Source organism: Streptococcus bovimastitidis (assembly GCF_001885095.1).
GTDB classification, from domain to species: Bacteria; Bacillota; Bacilli; order Lactobacillales; family Streptococcaceae; genus Streptococcus; species Streptococcus bovimastitidis.
This window is the reverse complement of record NZ_LZDD01000002.1, coordinates 279,752-297,855: the sequence shown is the minus strand read 5'-3', so window position 1 is coordinate 297,855 and position 18,104 is coordinate 279,752. Positions and strand designations below refer to the sequence as shown.

The window sequence follows — 18,104 nt, the reverse complement described above, 5'->3', positions numbered from 1 at the left end:
AGACCATAACAAATAAAGTTATGGTCTTTTTGAATGTTTGTGAATCTAAAAACGATAAAACTATTCTGTCATTCCTAAAGCTTTTTTCAATTGCTCTATTTGCATTCTGGTGAAGGCTTTTGGATCTTTTTTGGCTAATGCTTGCATCTGCATAGCCATTTTGGGGTTAGCTTTCATGGCTTTTTCTTGTTTTACTTTAAGCTGAGGTGCTAATTTAGTTAATCTTTTAGCTTGTTTTGGTGTTAGGGCTAACCAAGAATCTTTTGGAACAATGACTTGTGATTTTTCAGAAATGAGTTCATGATTTTCACCCCCAAAACCGTATATGAGTTTATCCAAATCAGAAGCCCAAATGTATCGTTTGGTTCTTGTTTTAAGAATAGCTTTGTCAGTGTCAGCTAATTTATAGTTTGCTGTCTTTTTAATGGCTTGGTTGATTTTTTTCTTATTTGGAACGAAGTGAGCCTTGGCTTCTTTTTGGCCTTTGCTGTCTCTAAAGACCAAAACATGATGGTCAGACTTGCTACCAATTTTTTGATTAATCAGAAGTCCGAAAGTGGCTTTAGGGTCACCGGCTGTGTAGATCGTTTTTTCTTCTGTTTTTGTTTCTACTTTCATACCACTATGGTTGACAAAATGGTTGGTTAAAAGAAGAGTGCTAGCTAAAAGAGTGACTAATGACAAACTACCTAATAGGTATCGAAGCCCTGCTTTTTGGATATACATCCAAGTCGCGAAGGATAGGATTGTTGATAAAATGATAAGGAATAAGATCATCTTAGAGCTCCTTTTCTACTTCAATAACTTTTCCTTTGCGAAGGAAAAGGGAGACAACAAAACCAATTACAGCGAAGGAAAGGCCGATGGCAAATGAGACATGGAAGCCTTTAAGGCTAGCATCAAGCATCTTAGCGGCGTATTCGAGTGGGTTTTGGTCTTGTAAGAGTTTTGAAGGTTTATTGTTATTGATGACGTTTTGTGTCACACTTGATAAGAGGGCAACGACTATAGCAGATGCGATTTGTCGAGCTGTATTATTTGAAGCTGTACCATGAGCAGCTTCATGCGGTGGTAAGGCACTCATCGCTGATGCCGTTAAAGGCATCATAATCATAGCAATACCGAACATACGAACTGCATATAAAAGCGTAATGTAGTGGTCTGGAGTAGTTCCTGTAAGGAAAATGAAAGGAATAGTACCGATGCCCAAAATTGTGAATCCGATTAGGGCTAAGCGGCGAGCACCAACTTTATCGTAAATACTACCTGCGATTGGACTGACAAGTCCCATCATTAGGGCTCCGGGTAATAGGACAAGCCCTGAATCAAGGGCTGAAAGGCCATGGACATTTTGTAAGTAAAGCGGAAGCATCATCTCAACCCCCATCATAGCCATCATTGACAGTGCAATAGCAAGGGTCGTCATGGAGAATTGTTTTACTTTGAAGACACGAATATCAAGGAAGGGTTGGTCCAAAATTAATTGACGGTGAATAAAGATTGTGATGAAAATCACGCCCACGAGGATTGGTGTGATAACTGTTTTGATATCGTCCCAACCGTCGCTAGCTACATTGGTAAATCCCCAAAGGAAAAGGCCAAAACCAATAATTGAAAAGATGAAGGAAGGGACATCTAAGGTCATTTTTTTGTTTGGGATGACATCTTTAATTAAAAATGGTGATAAGAGGAAAGAAATAGCCAATATGATGAGCGGTAAAACAAAGATTGCTCTCCAAGCTAAATTGTGTCCTAAGATAATGATGTCGTGTTTTAAGAGCCAGCCAGCAAATGTTGGGCCGATGGCAGGGCCAAGTCCGACGACTAGTCCACTAAGTCCCATGGCTGCTCCCCGTTGTTCTGGGGGATAAATATTAACCATAACCACTTGCATTAGTGGCATTGTGATACCTACGGCGATAGCTTGAACAATACGTCCAACAAGGAAAAGAGACCAGTTCGATGTCGGGGCAAGGGCAGTTATCAATAATCCAATAACCAAAGTAGCATAAGCAAATACATAAAGTAATTTTGTTGAAAAGCGAGTTGCTAGGTAAGCAGATACGGGAATCATAATTCCGTTTGCTAATAAGAACCAGGTTGTTGCTTGTTGAGCTGTTGCTAGGTTGATGTTAAAACTATCCATAAGTGTAGGAATAGCAGTTCCAAGACTGGTTTGATTTAAAATCCCGGCAAAGGTTGCGACCAATAATAGAATGACCATTGCTGTTCTATTAAAGTGTTTGCCATGGATATCAACGTTGTAATCTGTTGACATAGTTCTCTCCTTTTGTAAGTGGTGATTTTGTAAATGAATGAAATACATTATATTTTCAGAAATTCAAATAGTTACCCTGAGAACTATACCACAAGAAAAAATCTCCTGCAAGGATTTTGCACTAATTTGTAATAAAAAAATAAGACTCAGACATTTTTGAATTACTCAACTTGACAAAAATGTAAATCTACTGCTTTAAGTCCTTATTTTTGCTATAATGAACTTATTGTTATTATAGTTAAGAGGAGTTCATTTGCAAGGTAGAATTGTTAAATCCTTAGCTGGCTTTTATTATGTTGAGTCAGATGGAAAAGTATTTCAAACACGAGCGCGTGGAAATTTTAGGAAAAAAGGGCAAGTCCCTTATGTTGGTGATTTTGTGGAATTTTCTGCTGAAGATAATTCAGAAGGTTACATTCTAGCAATTCAAGAGCGTAAAAATGAATTGGTTAGACCACCAATTGTCAATATTGACCAAGCTGTCATAGTCATGTCGGCTAAAGAACCAGATTTTAATAGTAATCTATTAGATCGCTTTTTAGTATTGCTGGAAAACAAATCGATTAAGCCAATTGTTTATATTTCAAAACTTGATTTGCTTAATGACATGTCTGAGATTGAGGCTATTGCTCAAAAATATCATGATATTGGCTATGATTTTGCCTTGTCCTTGGAAGATTTGTTACCTCATTTGACTGGTAAAATTACTGTTTTCATGGGGCAAACAGGGGTTGGTAAATCGACCTTACTCAATAAAATTTCACCAGAACTAGGCTTGGAGACGGCAGCTATTTCAGATAGTTTGGGACGCGGACGCCATACCACGCGTGCTGTCAGTTTCTATGATGTAAATGGTGGAAAAATTGCTGATACGCCAGGATTCTCCAACTTAGACTACGCTATTGACAATGCGGAAGACTTGAGTGAAGCTTTCCCAGAGATTAGACATTTTAGTCATCATTGTAAATTCCGTTCTTGTAGTCATCGCCATGAACCGCAGTGTGCTGTAAAAGCAGCGGTTGAATCGGGTGATATTTGGCAAGTACGTTATGATAATTTCTTACAATTTCTTAGTGAAATTGAAAATCGTCGTGAAACCTTTAAAAAAGTAATTAAAAGAAAGTAGGTCTATCTAATGACAAGTTACAAAATCGCACCATCTGTTTTAGCAGCTGATTATGCTAATTTTGCTTCTGAATTGAAACGTATTGAGGAAACTGATGCGGAATATGTTCATATTGATATTATGGATGGGCAGTTTGTTCCCAATATCAGCTTTGGTGCGGATGTCGTTGCTAGTATGCGTAAACATAGTAAACTCGTTTTTGATTGTCATTTAATGGTCGTAAACCCTGAACGATATGTCGATGCCTATGCTCAAGCGGGTGCTGATATCATGACCATTCACACAGAAAGTACTAGTCATATTCATGGAGCTTTGCAAAAGATTAAAGCTGCCGGTATGAAAGCTGGAGTTGTCATTAATCCAGGAACGCCCGTTTCAGCTCTTGAACCAGTTCTTTCTTTAGTCGACCAAGTCTTAATTATGACCGTTAATCCAGGATTTGGGGGACAAGCTTTTATTCCTGAATGCCTTGATAAAGTGAGACAAGTTGTTGACTTACGTCAAGCAGGTGGCTTTGACTTTGATATTGAAGTTGATGGTGGTGTAGATGATAAAACCATAGCTGCATGTGCCAAAGCAGGAGCTAACGTTTTCGTTGCAGGCTCATATCTTTTTAAAGCTGAAGACCTAGTCTCACAAGTTCAAATCTTAAGGACAGCATTAGATGCCTAAGATTGCCTTAGTTGCTGGTGGTGATTTCTCAGGAATTTTTGGGGAATTTGACTATTTCGTTGGTATTGATCGTGGGAATCTACACCTCATGGCAGGAAATTTTCCAATTGATTATGCGATTGGCGATTTTGATTCCGTTTCTGCTCAAGAATTATCGGATATAAAGGTAAGGGCCAAAAAGTTTCAACAAGCACCAGCTGAAAAAAACGATACAGATACGGAACTAGCCCTTAAAATGATTTTTCAGGAATTTCCAGATGCCCAAGTGACTATTTTTGCAGCTTTTGGTGGACGGTTAGATCATTTGATGTCCAATCTCTATCTTCCTAGCGATCCGGAAATTGAACCGTTCATGTCCCAAATTCAATTGATGGACGCGCAAAATATTGTCCAGTTTCGCCCAAGTGGTAGTCATTTAGTTGAAGAAGTAAAGGGCATGAAATATGTGTCTTTCATGTCTGAAAGTCAATCCCCATTAACCATAAGAGGGGCGAAATATGACTTGGACGCTAGTAATTATTTTCAGAAAAAAGTCTATTCTAGTAATGAATTCATAGGACAGGCAATAGAAGTTAGTACGCAAACAGGTTATATTATCATTATTCAAAGTAAGGATAGGAGTTAAGTTGGAAATTATTATTGTGATTCTACTCATTCTGATGGGAGTTATCAGTATTTTTCTCTATCAAAAAGTGCACGCCTTAGAGGGTCAGTTGCAAAAAACTTTAGAGAGCAATGCCGATAATCTTTCAGATCAATTATCTTATCAATTAGAAAGTTTTAGTAAAAATCAGATTATTGAGATGAGTTCATTGGTGAATCGCAATCAGAACGAACTTTATCAACAATTGAATGATTTAAAAACAGTTCTCTATCAAAATTTATCAGAAAGTCGTGATCGTAGTGATCAAAGGCTGGCATTGATTGATAAGAATCTTTCACAATCGGTAAAAGAAATGCAAGATTCTAACGAAAAACGTTTAGAAGAAATGCGCCGAACTGTCGAAGAAAAACTAGAAGAAACTTTAAATAAACGTCTCCAAGTCTCCTTTGAAACTGTCTCAAAACAACTGGAAAATGTTAATTTGGGACTGGGAGAAATGCGTTCCGTAGCCAAAGATGTCGGAACCCTTAATAAAGTTCTTTCAAACACTAAAACAAGAGGTATTCTTGGAGAATTACAATTAGGTCAAATTATTGAAGACATCTTAACTGTTCAACAGTACGAAAAAGAGTTTGCAACCATTAAGGGGTCTAGCGAACGGGTAGAATATGCCGTTAAGCTACCAGGTCAACATGAGGATGACTATGTCTATTTACCAATTGACTCCAAATTTCCATTAGAAGATTATTATCGATTGGAAGATGCCTATGAATCTGGCGATAAACTCTTAATAGAACAGTCCCGAAAAGCCCTTTTGACAGCTATTAAGCGATTTGCTAAAGATGTGAATAAAAAGTACATCAAGCCACCAGAAACCACAAACTTTGGGATTCTATTTTTACCAACCGAGGGTCTCTATTCAGAAGTGGTTCGAAGCGCAGCCTTTTTCGATGCTCTCCGTAGAGAAGACAATATTGTTGTTGCCGGTCCGTCAACCTTATCTGCTTTGCTTAATTCCCTATCAGTAGGATTCAAAACCTTAAATATTCAAAAAAATGCTGATGATATTAGTAAGATTTTGGGGAATGTTAAGGTTGAATTTGAAAAATTTGGCGGTATTTTAGTTAAAGCGCAAAAACAAATTAATACTGCTAATTCAACACTGGATTCTTTGATTTCTACTAGAACAAATGCCATTGTTAGAGCCTTAACCAAAGTTGAAACTTACCAAGATAAGGATACCGAAGCCTTACTTAATTTGCCTGATTTAGAAGAGGATACAAATGAAAATTAACCAAATGAAGAAAGACCAATTATTCGAAGGCTTTTATCTGATAAAATCCGCTGAAGTCAGAAAGACAAGGGCGGGGAAGGATTTTATTGCCTTTACCTTCCAAGATGATTCAGGAGAAATCTCGGGGAACCTTTGGGATGCTCAACCATTTAATGTTGAGGAATTTGTGGCGGGTAAGATTGTTCATATGAAAGGCCGACGGGAAATTTATAATGGGACACCTCAGGTAAACCAAATTACTTTGCGGAACACTCGTGAGGGAGAACCAAATGACCCACGCGATTTTAAAGAAAAAGCCCCTGTAAGTGTTACCGATGTCAAAGAGTATTTGGAGCAAATGCTTTTCAAAATTGAGAACGCAACTTGGCAAAGAATTGTTCGAGCCCTCTATCGAAAATACGATAAAGAATTTTATACATATCCTGCTGCAAAAACCAACCACCATGCTTTTGAATCTGGATTAGCCTATCACACTGCTACCATGGTACGTTTGGCTGACAGCATAGGCGATATTTACCCTGAGTTAAATAAGAGTCTTCTTTTTTCAGGAATCATGTTGCATGACTTAGCTAAAGTTTTAGAATTAACCGGTCCTGATCATACAGAATATACAGTTCGTGGTAATTTAATTGGCCATATTTCATTGATTAATGAAGAAATCACAAAAGTTATTAATGAATTGCAAATTGATGATACAAAAGAAGAAGTTATTGTCTTACGTCATTTAATTCTAAGCCATCATGGACAACTAGAATTTGGAAGTCCTGTTCGTCCAAGAATTATGGAAGCTGAAATATTACATATGATTGATAATATTGACGCCAATATGATGATGATGTTAACTGCCTTGGGCCGTGTAGGCGAAGGCGAGATGACCAATCGTATTTTTGCAATGGATAACCGCTCGTTTTACAAACCTAAGTATTAAATATTACATTTTTGTTAAATTATCATCAAAAGTCCGAGAATAGCTTAAAAAGGCGATTTGTCGCAGTTGCGAACGTTCGTCTTTTTTTTGTCTTTGTGTTATAATGGCTCTAAAGTACATTATTATGGGGTCATTATGAAATTAAGACGTAGTGAACGGATGGTAGTTATTTCAAATTACTTGATTAACAATCCGTATAAATTAACAAGTTTAAATACATTTGCAACGAAATATGAAGCAGCTAAATCTTCTATCTCAGAAGATATCGCTATTATAAAAAAAGCTTTTGAAGAATCAAATATCGGTGAAATCGAGACTTTAACAGGAGCTAGTGGCGGTGTTGTCTTTACACCTAGTATTTCTGAAGAAGAAGCGAAGAGTATTGTTCAAGACTTGTGTCAACGTCTATCGGAAAATAATCGTATTTTACCTGGCGGATATATTTACTTATCTGATCTATTAAGTACACCGAAAATTCTCCAAAATATTGGCCGAATTATTGCAAATGCTTTTAAAGGACAAAAAATTGATGCAGTAATGACAGTTGCAACTAAAGGTGTTCCTTTAGCAAATGCAGTTGCAAATATATTGAATGTACCTTTTGTCATTGTTAGACGTGATTTAAAAATCACTGAAGGGTCAACAGTATCGGTAAACTATGCAAGTGCTTCAAGTGATCGTATTGAAAAGATGTTTTTATCTAAACGAAGCTTGCAACCAAATAGTAGAGTTTTGATTGTAGATGACTTCTTAAAAGGTGGTGGGACTATCACTGGAATGATTAGTCTTCTAGCAGAATTTGATAGCACACTAGTTGGTGTTGCAGTTTTTGCCGAAAACGCTAGAGAAGAACGTGAAGATATGGCTTACAAGTCACTGCTTAAAGTGTCTGAAATCGATGTTAAAAATAACAAGGTTGTTGTCGAAGTCGGAAATATCTTCAATAAATAAGGAATTGAACGAGAGAGAAAAGGGAAAAATGATGGAAACCGAAAAAATAAAAGGGAAGCAACTCAAAACAACAATCGCTTTGACATCTACTTTGGCTTTATTAGGAGCAAGTGTTGGTGTGCAACAACAAGTCAAAGCTGATGAATATGCTAGCCGTGAAACAAGTAATGCAGCAGCACCAACTCCAACAGCTGAAGAAACACAAGTGGCTCTTGATACTAAAGAAGCAACTTTAGCAAAGAAAACAACAGAACTTTCGACCGTGAATGCTTCTATTGAAAAAACAACTCAAGAAATTGCTGCTTTGGAAGCTGAAAAGATTGCAAATGAAACTGCTGTTGCGAATGCTGAAAAGACTTTAAAAACAGTTTCAAACGCTTCTGAAGAAGAGTTTACAGCACTTGTTGATCAACATAAGGCTGATTTAGCAAAAACGAATAGTCAAATTCAGGCTACAAAAGCAGCTGAAGTGAAAGTGAGTACTCAAGTTGCAACTCAAGCTAAAGAAGTTTTAGTAGCTTCAAATGAAGCAAAAAAATTAGCTGATCAAGCTAAGGAAGCTAACAAAGAAGTCACTAGTTTGACTAATCTTGTTTCGAAACCAGAAACAATTACGACACAGGCTGAAAATGCTACAAAAGCAGTTCAGACTGCTACTAGTGACTTAGCCAAAGCACAGACAAACTTAAAAACTGTAACTAATACAACTAAAACACAATTAACAAATGAATTGACTAGTAATCAAGCGGCCTTGGCAAGTAAAAAAGCGGAATTGGCTAAAGCTCAGACAGCTACTAGCAATATCAATGTTAACATTACTGGTGCTAACAAAATGGTTGCTCCAGCTGGTTACCCAATTAATGAAATTAAACGTTTGATTTCTAGTGGTTACATTGGAAGTCAATCATATCTTAATGCTTACTATCAAATGCAATCAACTTTGGTTTCAAAAGCTAATCCAGGCGCATCAATTAACCATTATGTTGATATTGCTAAGGACTTAAACCGTTTTGTTAACCCTGATAAGTTAACGCCTGAAATCCAAGACGAATTGGCATTATTTGCGGCATCGATGATTAATTCTGTCCGTAGCCAACTTGGTTTATCTCCGATTGTTGTCTCTAAGGGGTCACAAGAATTTGCACGTATTTTGACAACAACTTACAAAGCAACTCACGGAACTAGGGTGCCATTCTTTAATTATGGGCAACCGGGTGTAGCTGGTCACTATGGCATCGGCCCACATGACAGAACATTAATTGAGAATGCGGCTACTTCAGTCGGTTTAATCCGCAATGATGATAATATGTATGAAAACATCGGCTTCTTTAATGATGTTTATACAGTAAACGGGATAAAACGTAGTATCTACAATTCTTTGAGATACATGCTCTTTACTGATAACATGCATGGTAATACATTTGGTCATACGGCTAACCTTCTTAGAAGTGACAAAACCAACCCAAGTGCTCCTATCTATCTAGGTGTTTCAACTGAAACTGTGGCTGGATTAGGAACTCACTACGTTGTCTTCCCAGCTTCTAATATCCGGTATGCAAGTTTATTTGATAAGACACTTGTTTCTGCTCCAACGAAAACGACAATTGATCAAACTAAAGTTGCAAGCATTAAAACAAGTATCGCAACTATTTCTAATAAAATCACATCACTTCAAAATCGTTTGAATCACCTGACATCAGAAGCGCAAGTGGTTATCGCTCAGAAACAAGTTAATGTTAAGAAAGTTCAATTAGATGCTGCTAAAACTTTAGCGACAAGCTTAGCTAAACAAGTTGAACAATTAAAAGAATCTAAAGCTTACTTGCAAAAACAATTGAAGCAAGCACAAGCAAACCAAGCAGAAATTAAGGCTGAACTAGATAAAGTATTAGCGAATTTAGCTAGTCAAAAAGTTGTCCTTCATACTTTAGAAGAGCAACAAAAAAATCTTGGTTTACAAGTGACGGCTTTAGTTTCGAAAAAAGTTGAACTGGAAAAAACAGTTAACATCAAACAAGATTCTAAAAACCAACAACAAGCTCAAGATAAGCTTGACGCTGCTAAACGTGATTTAGCTAAAACAATCTCAGATTTAGCTGCGAAGAATAAACGTCTTGGAGAATTGGCTAGCCTGAAAGTTAATTTAGAAGCAGAAATTAAGGCAAATGATCAACAAGTGGTAGTCTTAAAAGAACGCCTTGCAAATCAACTTGAAGATAAAGGTCAATTAAATAAACCAACTATTGATCATGGGGCAACTCATGAACCTAAACAACCTGTTGGAAACATTATCCCAGGTGTAACAAATGGCGATAAGAATTTAGATGCACCAACGGTACCTGCAAAACCTGTTGAAACAGTACCAGTTGTTCCAACTGTTCCAGCTCCAGTTGTACCAGTTGAGGATACAACAAATGCTGAAAAAGTAGTTGCAGGCGAAGAAAAAGCACCGGCAGCAGATATTAATGAAACAAGTAAAGTCATTGCAAGTGCAGTGAATAAAGTTGAAGAAAAAGCTACTGAAGTGATTGCGTCTACAGCACAAGCTGTAACTGCAAATGCTACAGAAACTGTTAAAGAAGCATTGCCTGTAGTTCCAAGCATTGTTGGAAGTCAAAGTGTTGTTGGTAAAGTTGCTGAAAATGTAACCAAAAACAATAAATCTGATAAGAAAGAATATGCCACTGGTTCAACGACCGCAGGGAATATTGCAACATCTAGCGATGAAAGCACAAAACGTGCTATCCGCGCGGGAGTAGTTATGTTAGCTGCAGTAGGATTAACAGGCTATAAACTCAGAAAAGATAGTAAAAAATAAGAAAATTCAAGTAAAATTGAATTGACAAAGAGTGCCGTCTATGTTACTATAGTAGACGGTACTTTTTACTTTTGGTCTCTCAAAAGTGTACAGAGACGTGCTGACAATTGTTGCAAAAGTACACCCGGATATAGGCTGTCACCAAGCGCTATATCAACCAAAAATAAAAAAATACAGGAGAATGTAGATGCCTACAATTAACCAGTTGGTACGTAAACCACGTAAATCTAAAATTGAAAAATCAGATTCACCAGCTTTAAACATCGGTTACAACAGTCATAAAAAAGTTCACACTAAAATGTCTGCACCACAAAAACGTGGAGTTGCAACTCGTGTTGGAACAATGACACCTAAAAAACCTAACTCTGCCCTTCGTAAATTCGCTCGTGTACGTTTGAGCAACCTTATTGAAGTTACAGCATACATCCCAGGTATCGGACACAACTTGCAAGAACACAGTGTTGTTCTTATTCGTGGTGGACGTGTAAAAGACCTTCCAGGGGTACGTTACCATATCGTTCGTGGTGCACTTGATACTGCGGGTGTTGCTGATCGTAAACAAGGCCGTTCTAAATACGGTGCTAAACGTCCAAAAGGATAATAGAAGGGAGATAAGAATCAATGAGTCGTAAAAATCAAGCGCCTAAGCGCGAAGTATTGCCAGATCCATTATATAACTCAAAAATTGTAACACGTCTTATCAACCGTGTTATGCTTGACGGTAAACGTGGTACTGCTGCAACTATCGTATATGATGCTTTTTCATCAATCAAAGAAGCAACTGGAAATGATGCTTTAGAAGTTTTTGAAACTGCAATGGACAACATCATGCCTGTACTTGAAGTACGTGCACGCCGTGTTGGTGGTTCTAACTACCAAGTCCCAGTTGAAGTTCGTCCTGAACGTCGTACAACTTTAGGTCTTCGTTGGTTAGTAAATGCATCACGTGCTCGTGGTGAACACACTATGAAAGAACGTCTTGCAAAAGAAATCATGGATGCTGCTAACAACACTGGTGCATCAGTTAAAAAACGTGAAGATACTCACAAAATGGCTGAAGCTAACCGTGCATTTGCACACTTCCGTTGGTAAGATCTTTCAATTCTTTGAATTGATAATAATCAAGACTGCAAAAGTTTAATAATCTTGATAACGGGTAGGTCCTGCCTATCCGTTTTTTATAAATCATGATATAATAAACTTATCAAAAAAATAATAGGAGAAACAACCTAATGGCTCGCGAATTTTCACTAGCAAAAACTCGTAATATTGGTATCATGGCTCACGTCGATGCCGGTAAAACAACTACAACAGAGCGTATTCTTTACTACACTGGTAAAATCCATAAAATCGGTGAAACTCACGAAGGTGCATCACAAATGGACTGGATGGAGCAAGAACAAGAACGTGGTATCACAATCACATCAGCTGCAACAACTGCACAATGGGATGGACACCGTGTAAATATCATCGACACACCAGGTCACGTGGACTTCACAATTGAAGTACAACGTTCACTTCGTGTACTTGATGGTGCTGTAACTGTTCTTGATGCACAATCAGGTGTTGAACCTCAAACTGAAACTGTTTGGCGTCAAGCAACTGAATATAAAGTTCCTCGTATCGTTTTTGCTAATAAAATGGATAAAATCGGTGCTGACTTCCTTTATTCAGTAAGCACACTTCATGACCGTCTTCAAGCAAATGCTCATCCAATTCAATTACCAATCGGTGCTGAAGATGATTTCTCTGGTATCATTGACTTGATTAAGATGAAAGCTGAAATCTATACTAACGACCTTGGTACAGATATTCGCGAAGAAGATATTCCTGCTGAATATGTAGATCAAGCTAACGAATATCGTGAAAAATTAGTTGAAGCAGTTGCTGAAACTGATGAAGATTTAATGATGAAATATCTTGAAGGTGAAGAAATCACTAATGAAGAACTTGTAGAAGGAATTCGTAAAGCAACTATCAACGTTGAATTCTTCCCAGTTCTTTGTGGTTCAGCCTTCAAAAATAAAGGTGTTCAATTAATGCTTGATGCAGTTATTGACTACCTTCCAAGCCCACTTGACATTCCTGCAATCAATGGTGTTAACCCTGATACAGAAGAAGAAGAAACTCGTCCAGCATCTGATGAAGAGCCATTTGCAGCTCTTGCCTTCAAGATCATGACTGACCCATTCGTAGGTCGTTTAACATTCTTCCGTGTTTACTCAGGTATCCTTGAAAGTGGTTCATACGTTATGAATACTTCAAAAGATAAACGTGAACGTATCGGACGTATCCTTCAAATGCACGCAAACACTCGTAAAGAAATTGAAAAAGTGTATGCTGGGGATATCGCAGCAGCAGTTGGTTTGAAAAACACTACAACTGGTGATTCATTAACTGATGAAAAAGCAAAAGTTATTCTTGAGTCAATTGAAGTTCCAGAACCAGTTATCCAATTAATGGTTGAACCAAAATCTAAAGCTGACCAAGATAAAATGGGTATCGCTCTTCAAAAACTTGCTGAAGAAGATCCTACATTCCGCGTTGAAACTAACGTTGAAACTGGTGAAACAGTTATCGCTGGTATGGGAGAACTTCACTTGGATGTCCTTGTTGACCGTATGAAACGTGAATTCAAGGTTGAAGCTAACGTTGGTGCACCTCAAGTATCTTACCGTGAAACATTCCGTGCTTCAACTCAAGCTCGTGGTTTCTTCAAACGCCAATCTGGTGGTAAAGGTCAATTTGGTGACGTTTGGATTGAATTTACTCCAAATGAAGAAGGTAAAGGATTCGAATTTGAAAATGCTATCGTAGGTGGTGTGGTTCCTCGTGAATTCATCCCTGCAGTAGAAAAAGGTTTGGTTGAATCTATGGCTAACGGTGTCCTTGCTGGTTACCCATTAGTAGACGTTAAAGCTAAACTTTACGATGGTTCTTACCATGATGTCGATTCATCAGAAACTGCCTTCAAGATTGCTGCATCACTTGCACTTAAAGAAGCTGCAAAATCTGCACAACCTTCAATCTTAGAACCAATGATGCTTGTAACTATTACAGCTCCAGAAGATAATTTAGGAGATGTTATGGGTCACGTTACTGCTCGTCGTGGACGCGTTGATGGTATGGAAGCTCGTGGAAATGTACAAGTTGTTCGTGCATATGTTCCACTTGCAGAAATGTTTGGTTACGCAACTATCCTTCGTTCAGCAACTCAAGGACGTGGTACATTTATGATGGTATTTGACCATTATGAAGATGTTCCTAAATCAGTTCAAGAAGAAATTATCAAAAAGAATCATGGTGAATAATTAATTCACTTAAAAGAAGTTAGGACTTTGTCTTAACTTCTTTTTTTGGGCTCTTTGTCAACTGTAGTGGGTAGATGAAAAGCTAAGCTCTTGAGAGTATCAAATTGATACTCTCTTTTTTGAGGTTCAAAGCAATCAAAATACGTTTCTTAAAGTTTTCAAAGTTCCGAAATCCAAAAGCAGCTCTTTTAATATCTTTTATGAGTTTATTAGTAGCTTCTAGTTTGGCATTAGAAAAAGAAGTTTCGAGGACATTAGTGATAATATATGTCTTATGTTTCATGAAGGTCTTAAAGACTGTTTTAAAGATTTTGTTCGTGGCTGTTAAGTTCTCTTCAATCAAACTAAAAAATGCATCAATTCTCTTCTCTTGAAAGTGAAAAAGTAATAATTGATAGAGGTCATAGTAGTAACGAAGTTCCTCACAATGACTAAGAGCTTTATGAATCACTTCCTTCGGAGTTACAGTTTGACCTAAGGTTCTGCAGTAAAAGGGTTTAACTGAGAGTTTACGGCTGTCTTTCTGAAAGAATCGCCAATGGTATTTCAAGAGACGGTAAGTCTGAGATTTAGTATCAAAAGATTTCATGATGGCTATTCTTGTAGTCATCATAGCACGTGATAAATGTTGGATAAGATGAAAGCGATCAAGGACAATCTTAGCTTTAGGGAACAATTGTTTAATTATAGGAATATAGCTTCCAGACATATCAACAGTCACAACTTTAACGTGTTCTCTCGCCTTTCTAGTGTATTTATAGAAATAGTTTTTGATGGTGGTTTGACGGTTATTGTCAAGAATGGTGATGATTTTACGCGTTTCAAAATCTTGAGCAATAAAAGCTAGTTTTCCTTTGTTGTGAGAAAACTCATCCCAAGATAGTATCTCTGGTAAAGATGAAAAGTTCTCTTTGGAGGTGAATTGTGCTAACTTCCGTTGAATGGCAGATACAGAGACATGAAGAGTTCTAGCAATGTCAGAATGAGTCATTGTATTAGTGAGGAGTTGGGTCATTTTAAATAGTACAGGTTGAGATATTTGATGATTCTTTAGAACTAGAGGAGTCTGCGCAACAGTTACTCTAGAGCACGATTTACATTGGAAGCGACGCTTTTTGAGATGGAGGACGCAAGGGAATCCTTGGCAATCAAGTATAGGAATTTTTGATGGTTTCTGAAAGTCATACTTGATCATAGTGCCTTTACAATGAGGACAAAGAGTAGGCTTGTAATCTAGCTTAGCTCTCATTTCAATATGGGTTTGATGTTTTAAGACAAATAACATTTTGATATTAGGGTCTTTTAAACCGAGCAATTCTGTGGTATTCTTAAGTAGTTCCATATGATTCTTTCTAATGATATTGTTTGCGCTTTTCATTATAGGACATATGGGGCTTTTTTTGTGTGAAGAATTTAGAAAAAGAAAAAGACCCTATAATCTCTTTTGTGGATTTACCCACTACAGAAATTATAGATCCTTTTTTTGATGGATCTAAGATTTCTATCCTATAAAACAGTGAAAACACTTTCACAAAAACCTTGATATATAAGGGATTATGGGACTTTTAAAGTTTGTGAAATTAGTTATTTTGTTTGCAATTTTTAAGAAATAGTTATATAATAGTTCTGTTGAAAGGTTAGGACAAGTTCTTGTTGTTAATCTTTTCACAATAGGTAGGGACTTGTCCCTTAATAATAATTCTTTTGATTTTCATAAGGAGGAAATCACTAATGGTAGTTAAAGTTGGTATTAACGGTTTCGGTCGTATCGGACGTCTTGCATTCCGTCGTATTCAAAATGTTGAAGGTGTTGAAGTAACTCGTATTAACGACCTTACAGACCCTAACATGCTTGCACACTTATTAAAATATGATACAACTCAAGGTCGTTTCGACGGAACAGTTGAAGTTAAAGATGGTGGATTCGAAGTTAACGGAAACTTTATCAAAGTTTCTGCTGAAAAAGATCCAGAACAAATTGACTGGGCAACTGACGGTGTAGAAATCGTTCTTGAAGCAACTGGTTTCTTTGCTAAAAAAGCGGCTGCTGAAAAACACTTACATGCAAACGGTGCTAAAAAAGTTGTTATCACTGCTCCTGGTGGAGACGATGTGAAAACAGTTGTATTTAACACTAACCATGATATCCTTGATGGAACTGAAACTGTTATCTCAGGTGCTTCATGTACTACAAACTGTTTAGCTCCTATGGCTAAAGCTTTACAAGATAACTTTGGTGTTAAACAAGGTTTAATGACTACTATCCATGCTTACACTGGTGACCAAATGGTTCTTGACGGACCACACCGTGGTGGTGACCTTCGTCGTGCTCGTGCTGCTGCAGCAAACATTGTACCTAACTCAACTGGTGCTGCTAAAGCTATCGGTCTTGTTATCCCTGAATTAAATGGTAAACTTGATGGTGCTGCACAACGTGTTCCTGTTCCAACTGGATCAGTTACTGAATTGGTAGCCGTTCTTGAAAAAGAAACTTCAGTTGAAGAAGTTAATGCAGCTATGAAAGCAGCGGCTAACGATTCATATGGTTACACTGAAGATCCAATCGTATCATCAGATATCGTTGGTATGGCTTTCGGTTCATTATTTGATGCTACTCAAACTAAAGTTCAAACTGTTGATGGAAATCAATTAGTTAAAGTTGTTTCATGGTATGACAACGAAATGTCTTACACTGCTCAACTTGTACGTACTCTTGAGTACTTCGCAAAAATTGCTAAATAATTTTAGATAGAAAAAGGAAGAGCAATCTTCCTTTTTTTTTTGCATGAAAAAATTGTGAAAAAAATAATTAATTGCTTTCATTTTTATCTATCTTTCTAAAATTGTGCTATAATAGGGTGTATAAAATATTATTAAGGAGTCTATACAAATGGCTAAAATGACAGTTAAAGACCTTGACTTAAAAGGGAAAAAGGTTCTCGTTCGCGTTGACTTTAATGTCCCTTTGAAAGATGGTGTTATCACAAATGATAACCGTATTTCTGCCGCATTACCTACAATTAAATACATTGTTGAAAATGGTGGTCGTGCAATTCTCTTTTCACACTTAGGTCGTGTTAAAGAAGAAGCAGATAAAGAAGGTAAATCACTTGCACCTGTAGCTAAAAGCTTAGCTGAAAAACTTGGTCAAGATGTTGTTTTCCCTGGAGTAACTCGTGGTGCTGAATTGGAAGAAGCAATTAATGCTTTAGAAGATGGACAAGTACTTCTAGTTGAAAATACACGTTTTGAAGATGTAGACGGTAAAAAAGAATCTAAAAATGATCCTGAATTAGGTAAATATTGGGCATCACTTGGCGATGGCATTTTTGTAAATGATGCTTTCGGTACTGCTCACCGAGCTCACGCTTCTAACGTTGGGATTTCTGCAAATGTGGAAAAAGCTGTGGCTGGCTTCCTATTAGAAAATGAAATTGCATACATCAAAGAAGCAGTTGAAACACCAGAACGTCCGTTCGTGGCAATTTTAGGTGGAGCTAAAGTTTCAGATAAGATCGGTGTTATTTCAAACTTATTGGAAAAAGCTGACAAAGTTATCATCGGTGGAGGAATGACATATACATTCAACAAAGCTCTTGGTTATGAAGTTGGAAATTCACTTCTTGAAGCTGATAAGGTTGAATTGGCAAAAGAAATCTTGGCTAAAGCTGGAGATAAATTAATCTTGCCAGTTGACTACAAAGAAGCTAACGATTTTGCAAACTACACAGAAGTTAAATATACAGAAGATCAAAACATTGATGAAGGTTTTGAAGGTTTAGACATCGGACCAAAAACCATCAAAAACTTTGATAAAGCCCTTGAAGGTGCTAAAACAGTTGTATGGAATGGACCAATGGGTGTCTTTGAAAACCCTGATTTCCAAGCAGGTACAATTGGAGTGATGGATTCAATCGTTAAACAACCAGGAGTGAAATCTATTATCGGTGGTGGTGATTCTGCAGCAGCAGCAATCAACTTAGGCCGTGCAGAAAAATTCTCATGGATTTCAACAGGTGGTGGAGCCTCAATGGAATTACTAGAAGGTAAAGAGCTACCAGGATTAGCTGCATTAACAGAAAAGTAGGCGGTAAGTCAGGAATCTATGATTCCGTTGACACA

Annotated in this window: 15 protein-coding genes; 12 read left to right on the top strand and 3 right to left on the bottom strand. The window is 37.3% G+C overall.

Annotation, left to right across the window (positions count from 1 at the left end; all coding sequences use genetic code 11):
* Positions 1-60: 60 nt before the first annotated feature.
* Together A9Q68_RS07190 and A9Q68_RS07185 are read right to left on the bottom strand one after the other, a co-directional pair.
* Entirely contained in the window at positions 61-777 is a 717-nt protein-coding gene (locus A9Q68_RS07190; RefSeq protein ID WP_071794009.1) for a DUF4811 domain-containing protein, read from the bottom strand.
* A 1-nt stretch (position 778) separates the two neighbouring features.
* Positions 779-2,278 carry an MDR family MFS transporter gene (locus A9Q68_RS07185; protein WP_071794008.1) on the bottom strand — a complete coding sequence of 500 codons (1,500 nt, stop codon included), beginning with the start codon at positions 2,276-2,278 and terminating at the stop codon, positions 779-781.
* A 253-nt stretch (positions 2,279-2,531) separates the two neighbouring features.
* Here A9Q68_RS07185 and rsgA point away from each other — a divergent pair, with 253 nt between their 5' ends.
* The 10 genes from rsgA (at position 2,532) to fusA (ending at position 13,982) form a co-directional block, all read left to right on the top strand.
* Positions 2,532-3,404 carry a ribosome small subunit-dependent GTPase A gene (rsgA, locus tag A9Q68_RS07180; RefSeq protein WP_071794007.1) on the top strand — a complete coding sequence of 291 codons (873 nt, stop codon included), beginning with the start codon at positions 2,532-2,534 and terminating at the stop codon, positions 3,402-3,404.
* A 9-nt stretch (positions 3,405-3,413) separates the two neighbouring features.
* Entirely contained in the window at positions 3,414-4,076 is a 663-nt protein-coding gene (rpe, locus tag A9Q68_RS07175; RefSeq protein WP_071794006.1) for a ribulose-phosphate 3-epimerase, read from the top strand.
* Positions 4,069-4,701, top strand: coding sequence for a thiamine diphosphokinase (locus tag A9Q68_RS07170; RefSeq protein ID WP_071794005.1), 633 nt, complete (start codon positions 4,069-4,071; stop codon positions 4,699-4,701). Before rpe ends, A9Q68_RS07170 begins: the two co-directional genes overlap by 8 nt.
* 34 nt (positions 4,702-4,735) lie before the next feature.
* Complete coding sequence (locus tag A9Q68_RS07165) at positions 4,736-5,974, top strand: DNA recombination protein RmuC (protein ID WP_420806785.1); 1,239 nt, start codon at positions 4,736-4,738, stop codon at positions 5,972-5,974.
* The gene (locus tag A9Q68_RS07160) at positions 5,964-6,902 is read left to right on the top strand and encodes a 3'-5' exoribonuclease YhaM family protein (RefSeq protein WP_071794003.1); all 939 of its coding nucleotides are present in this window, start codon (positions 5,964-5,966) and stop codon (positions 6,900-6,902) included. Before A9Q68_RS07165 ends, A9Q68_RS07160 begins: the two co-directional genes overlap by 11 nt.
* A gap of 135 nt (positions 6,903-7,037) precedes the next feature.
* Positions 7,038-7,853: a pur operon repressor gene (gene purR, locus A9Q68_RS07155; protein WP_071794002.1), complete on the top strand. Its 816-nt coding sequence runs from the start codon at positions 7,038-7,040 to the stop codon at positions 7,851-7,853.
* A 28-nt stretch (positions 7,854-7,881) separates the two neighbouring features.
* On the top strand, positions 7,882-10,671 hold the full coding sequence (locus A9Q68_RS07150) for an SEC10/PgrA surface exclusion domain-containing protein (protein WP_240494213.1): 2,790 nt from the start codon (positions 7,882-7,884) through the stop codon (positions 10,669-10,671).
* 187 nt (positions 10,672-10,858) lie between these two features.
* Positions 10,859-11,272 (top strand): 30S ribosomal protein S12, encoded by a 414-nt coding sequence (gene rpsL / locus A9Q68_RS07145; RefSeq protein WP_003085715.1) that lies wholly within the window; start codon positions 10,859-10,861, stop codon positions 11,270-11,272.
* 20 nt (positions 11,273-11,292) lie between these two features.
* Positions 11,293-11,763, top strand: coding sequence for a 30S ribosomal protein S7 (gene rpsG, locus A9Q68_RS07140; protein WP_071794000.1), 471 nt, complete (start codon positions 11,293-11,295; stop codon positions 11,761-11,763).
* Between the two features lie 140 nt (positions 11,764-11,903).
* Entirely contained in the window at positions 11,904-13,982 is a 2,079-nt protein-coding gene (gene fusA, locus A9Q68_RS07135; RefSeq protein ID WP_071793999.1) for an elongation factor G, read from the top strand.
* Positions 13,983-14,064: 82 nt separating this feature from the next.
* Here the strand turns inward: fusA and A9Q68_RS07130 are convergent, their stop codons facing one another.
* Positions 14,065-15,324 carry an ISL3 family transposase gene (locus tag A9Q68_RS07130; protein WP_071793998.1) on the bottom strand — a complete coding sequence of 420 codons (1,260 nt, stop codon included), beginning with the start codon at positions 15,322-15,324 and terminating at the stop codon, positions 14,065-14,067.
* A gap of 389 nt (positions 15,325-15,713) precedes the next feature.
* Between A9Q68_RS07130 and gap the strand changes: the two genes are divergently transcribed.
* Both gap and A9Q68_RS07120 read left to right on the top strand, forming a co-directional pair.
* Positions 15,714-16,724 carry a type I glyceraldehyde-3-phosphate dehydrogenase gene (gap, locus tag A9Q68_RS07125; RefSeq protein WP_071793997.1) on the top strand — a complete coding sequence of 337 codons (1,011 nt, stop codon included), beginning with the start codon at positions 15,714-15,716 and terminating at the stop codon, positions 16,722-16,724.
* A 148-nt stretch (positions 16,725-16,872) separates the two neighbouring features.
* Complete coding sequence (locus A9Q68_RS07120; RefSeq protein ID WP_071793996.1) at positions 16,873-18,069, top strand: phosphoglycerate kinase; 1,197 nt, start codon at positions 16,873-16,875, stop codon at positions 18,067-18,069.
* The last annotated feature ends 35 nt before the right edge of the window (positions 18,070-18,104 follow it).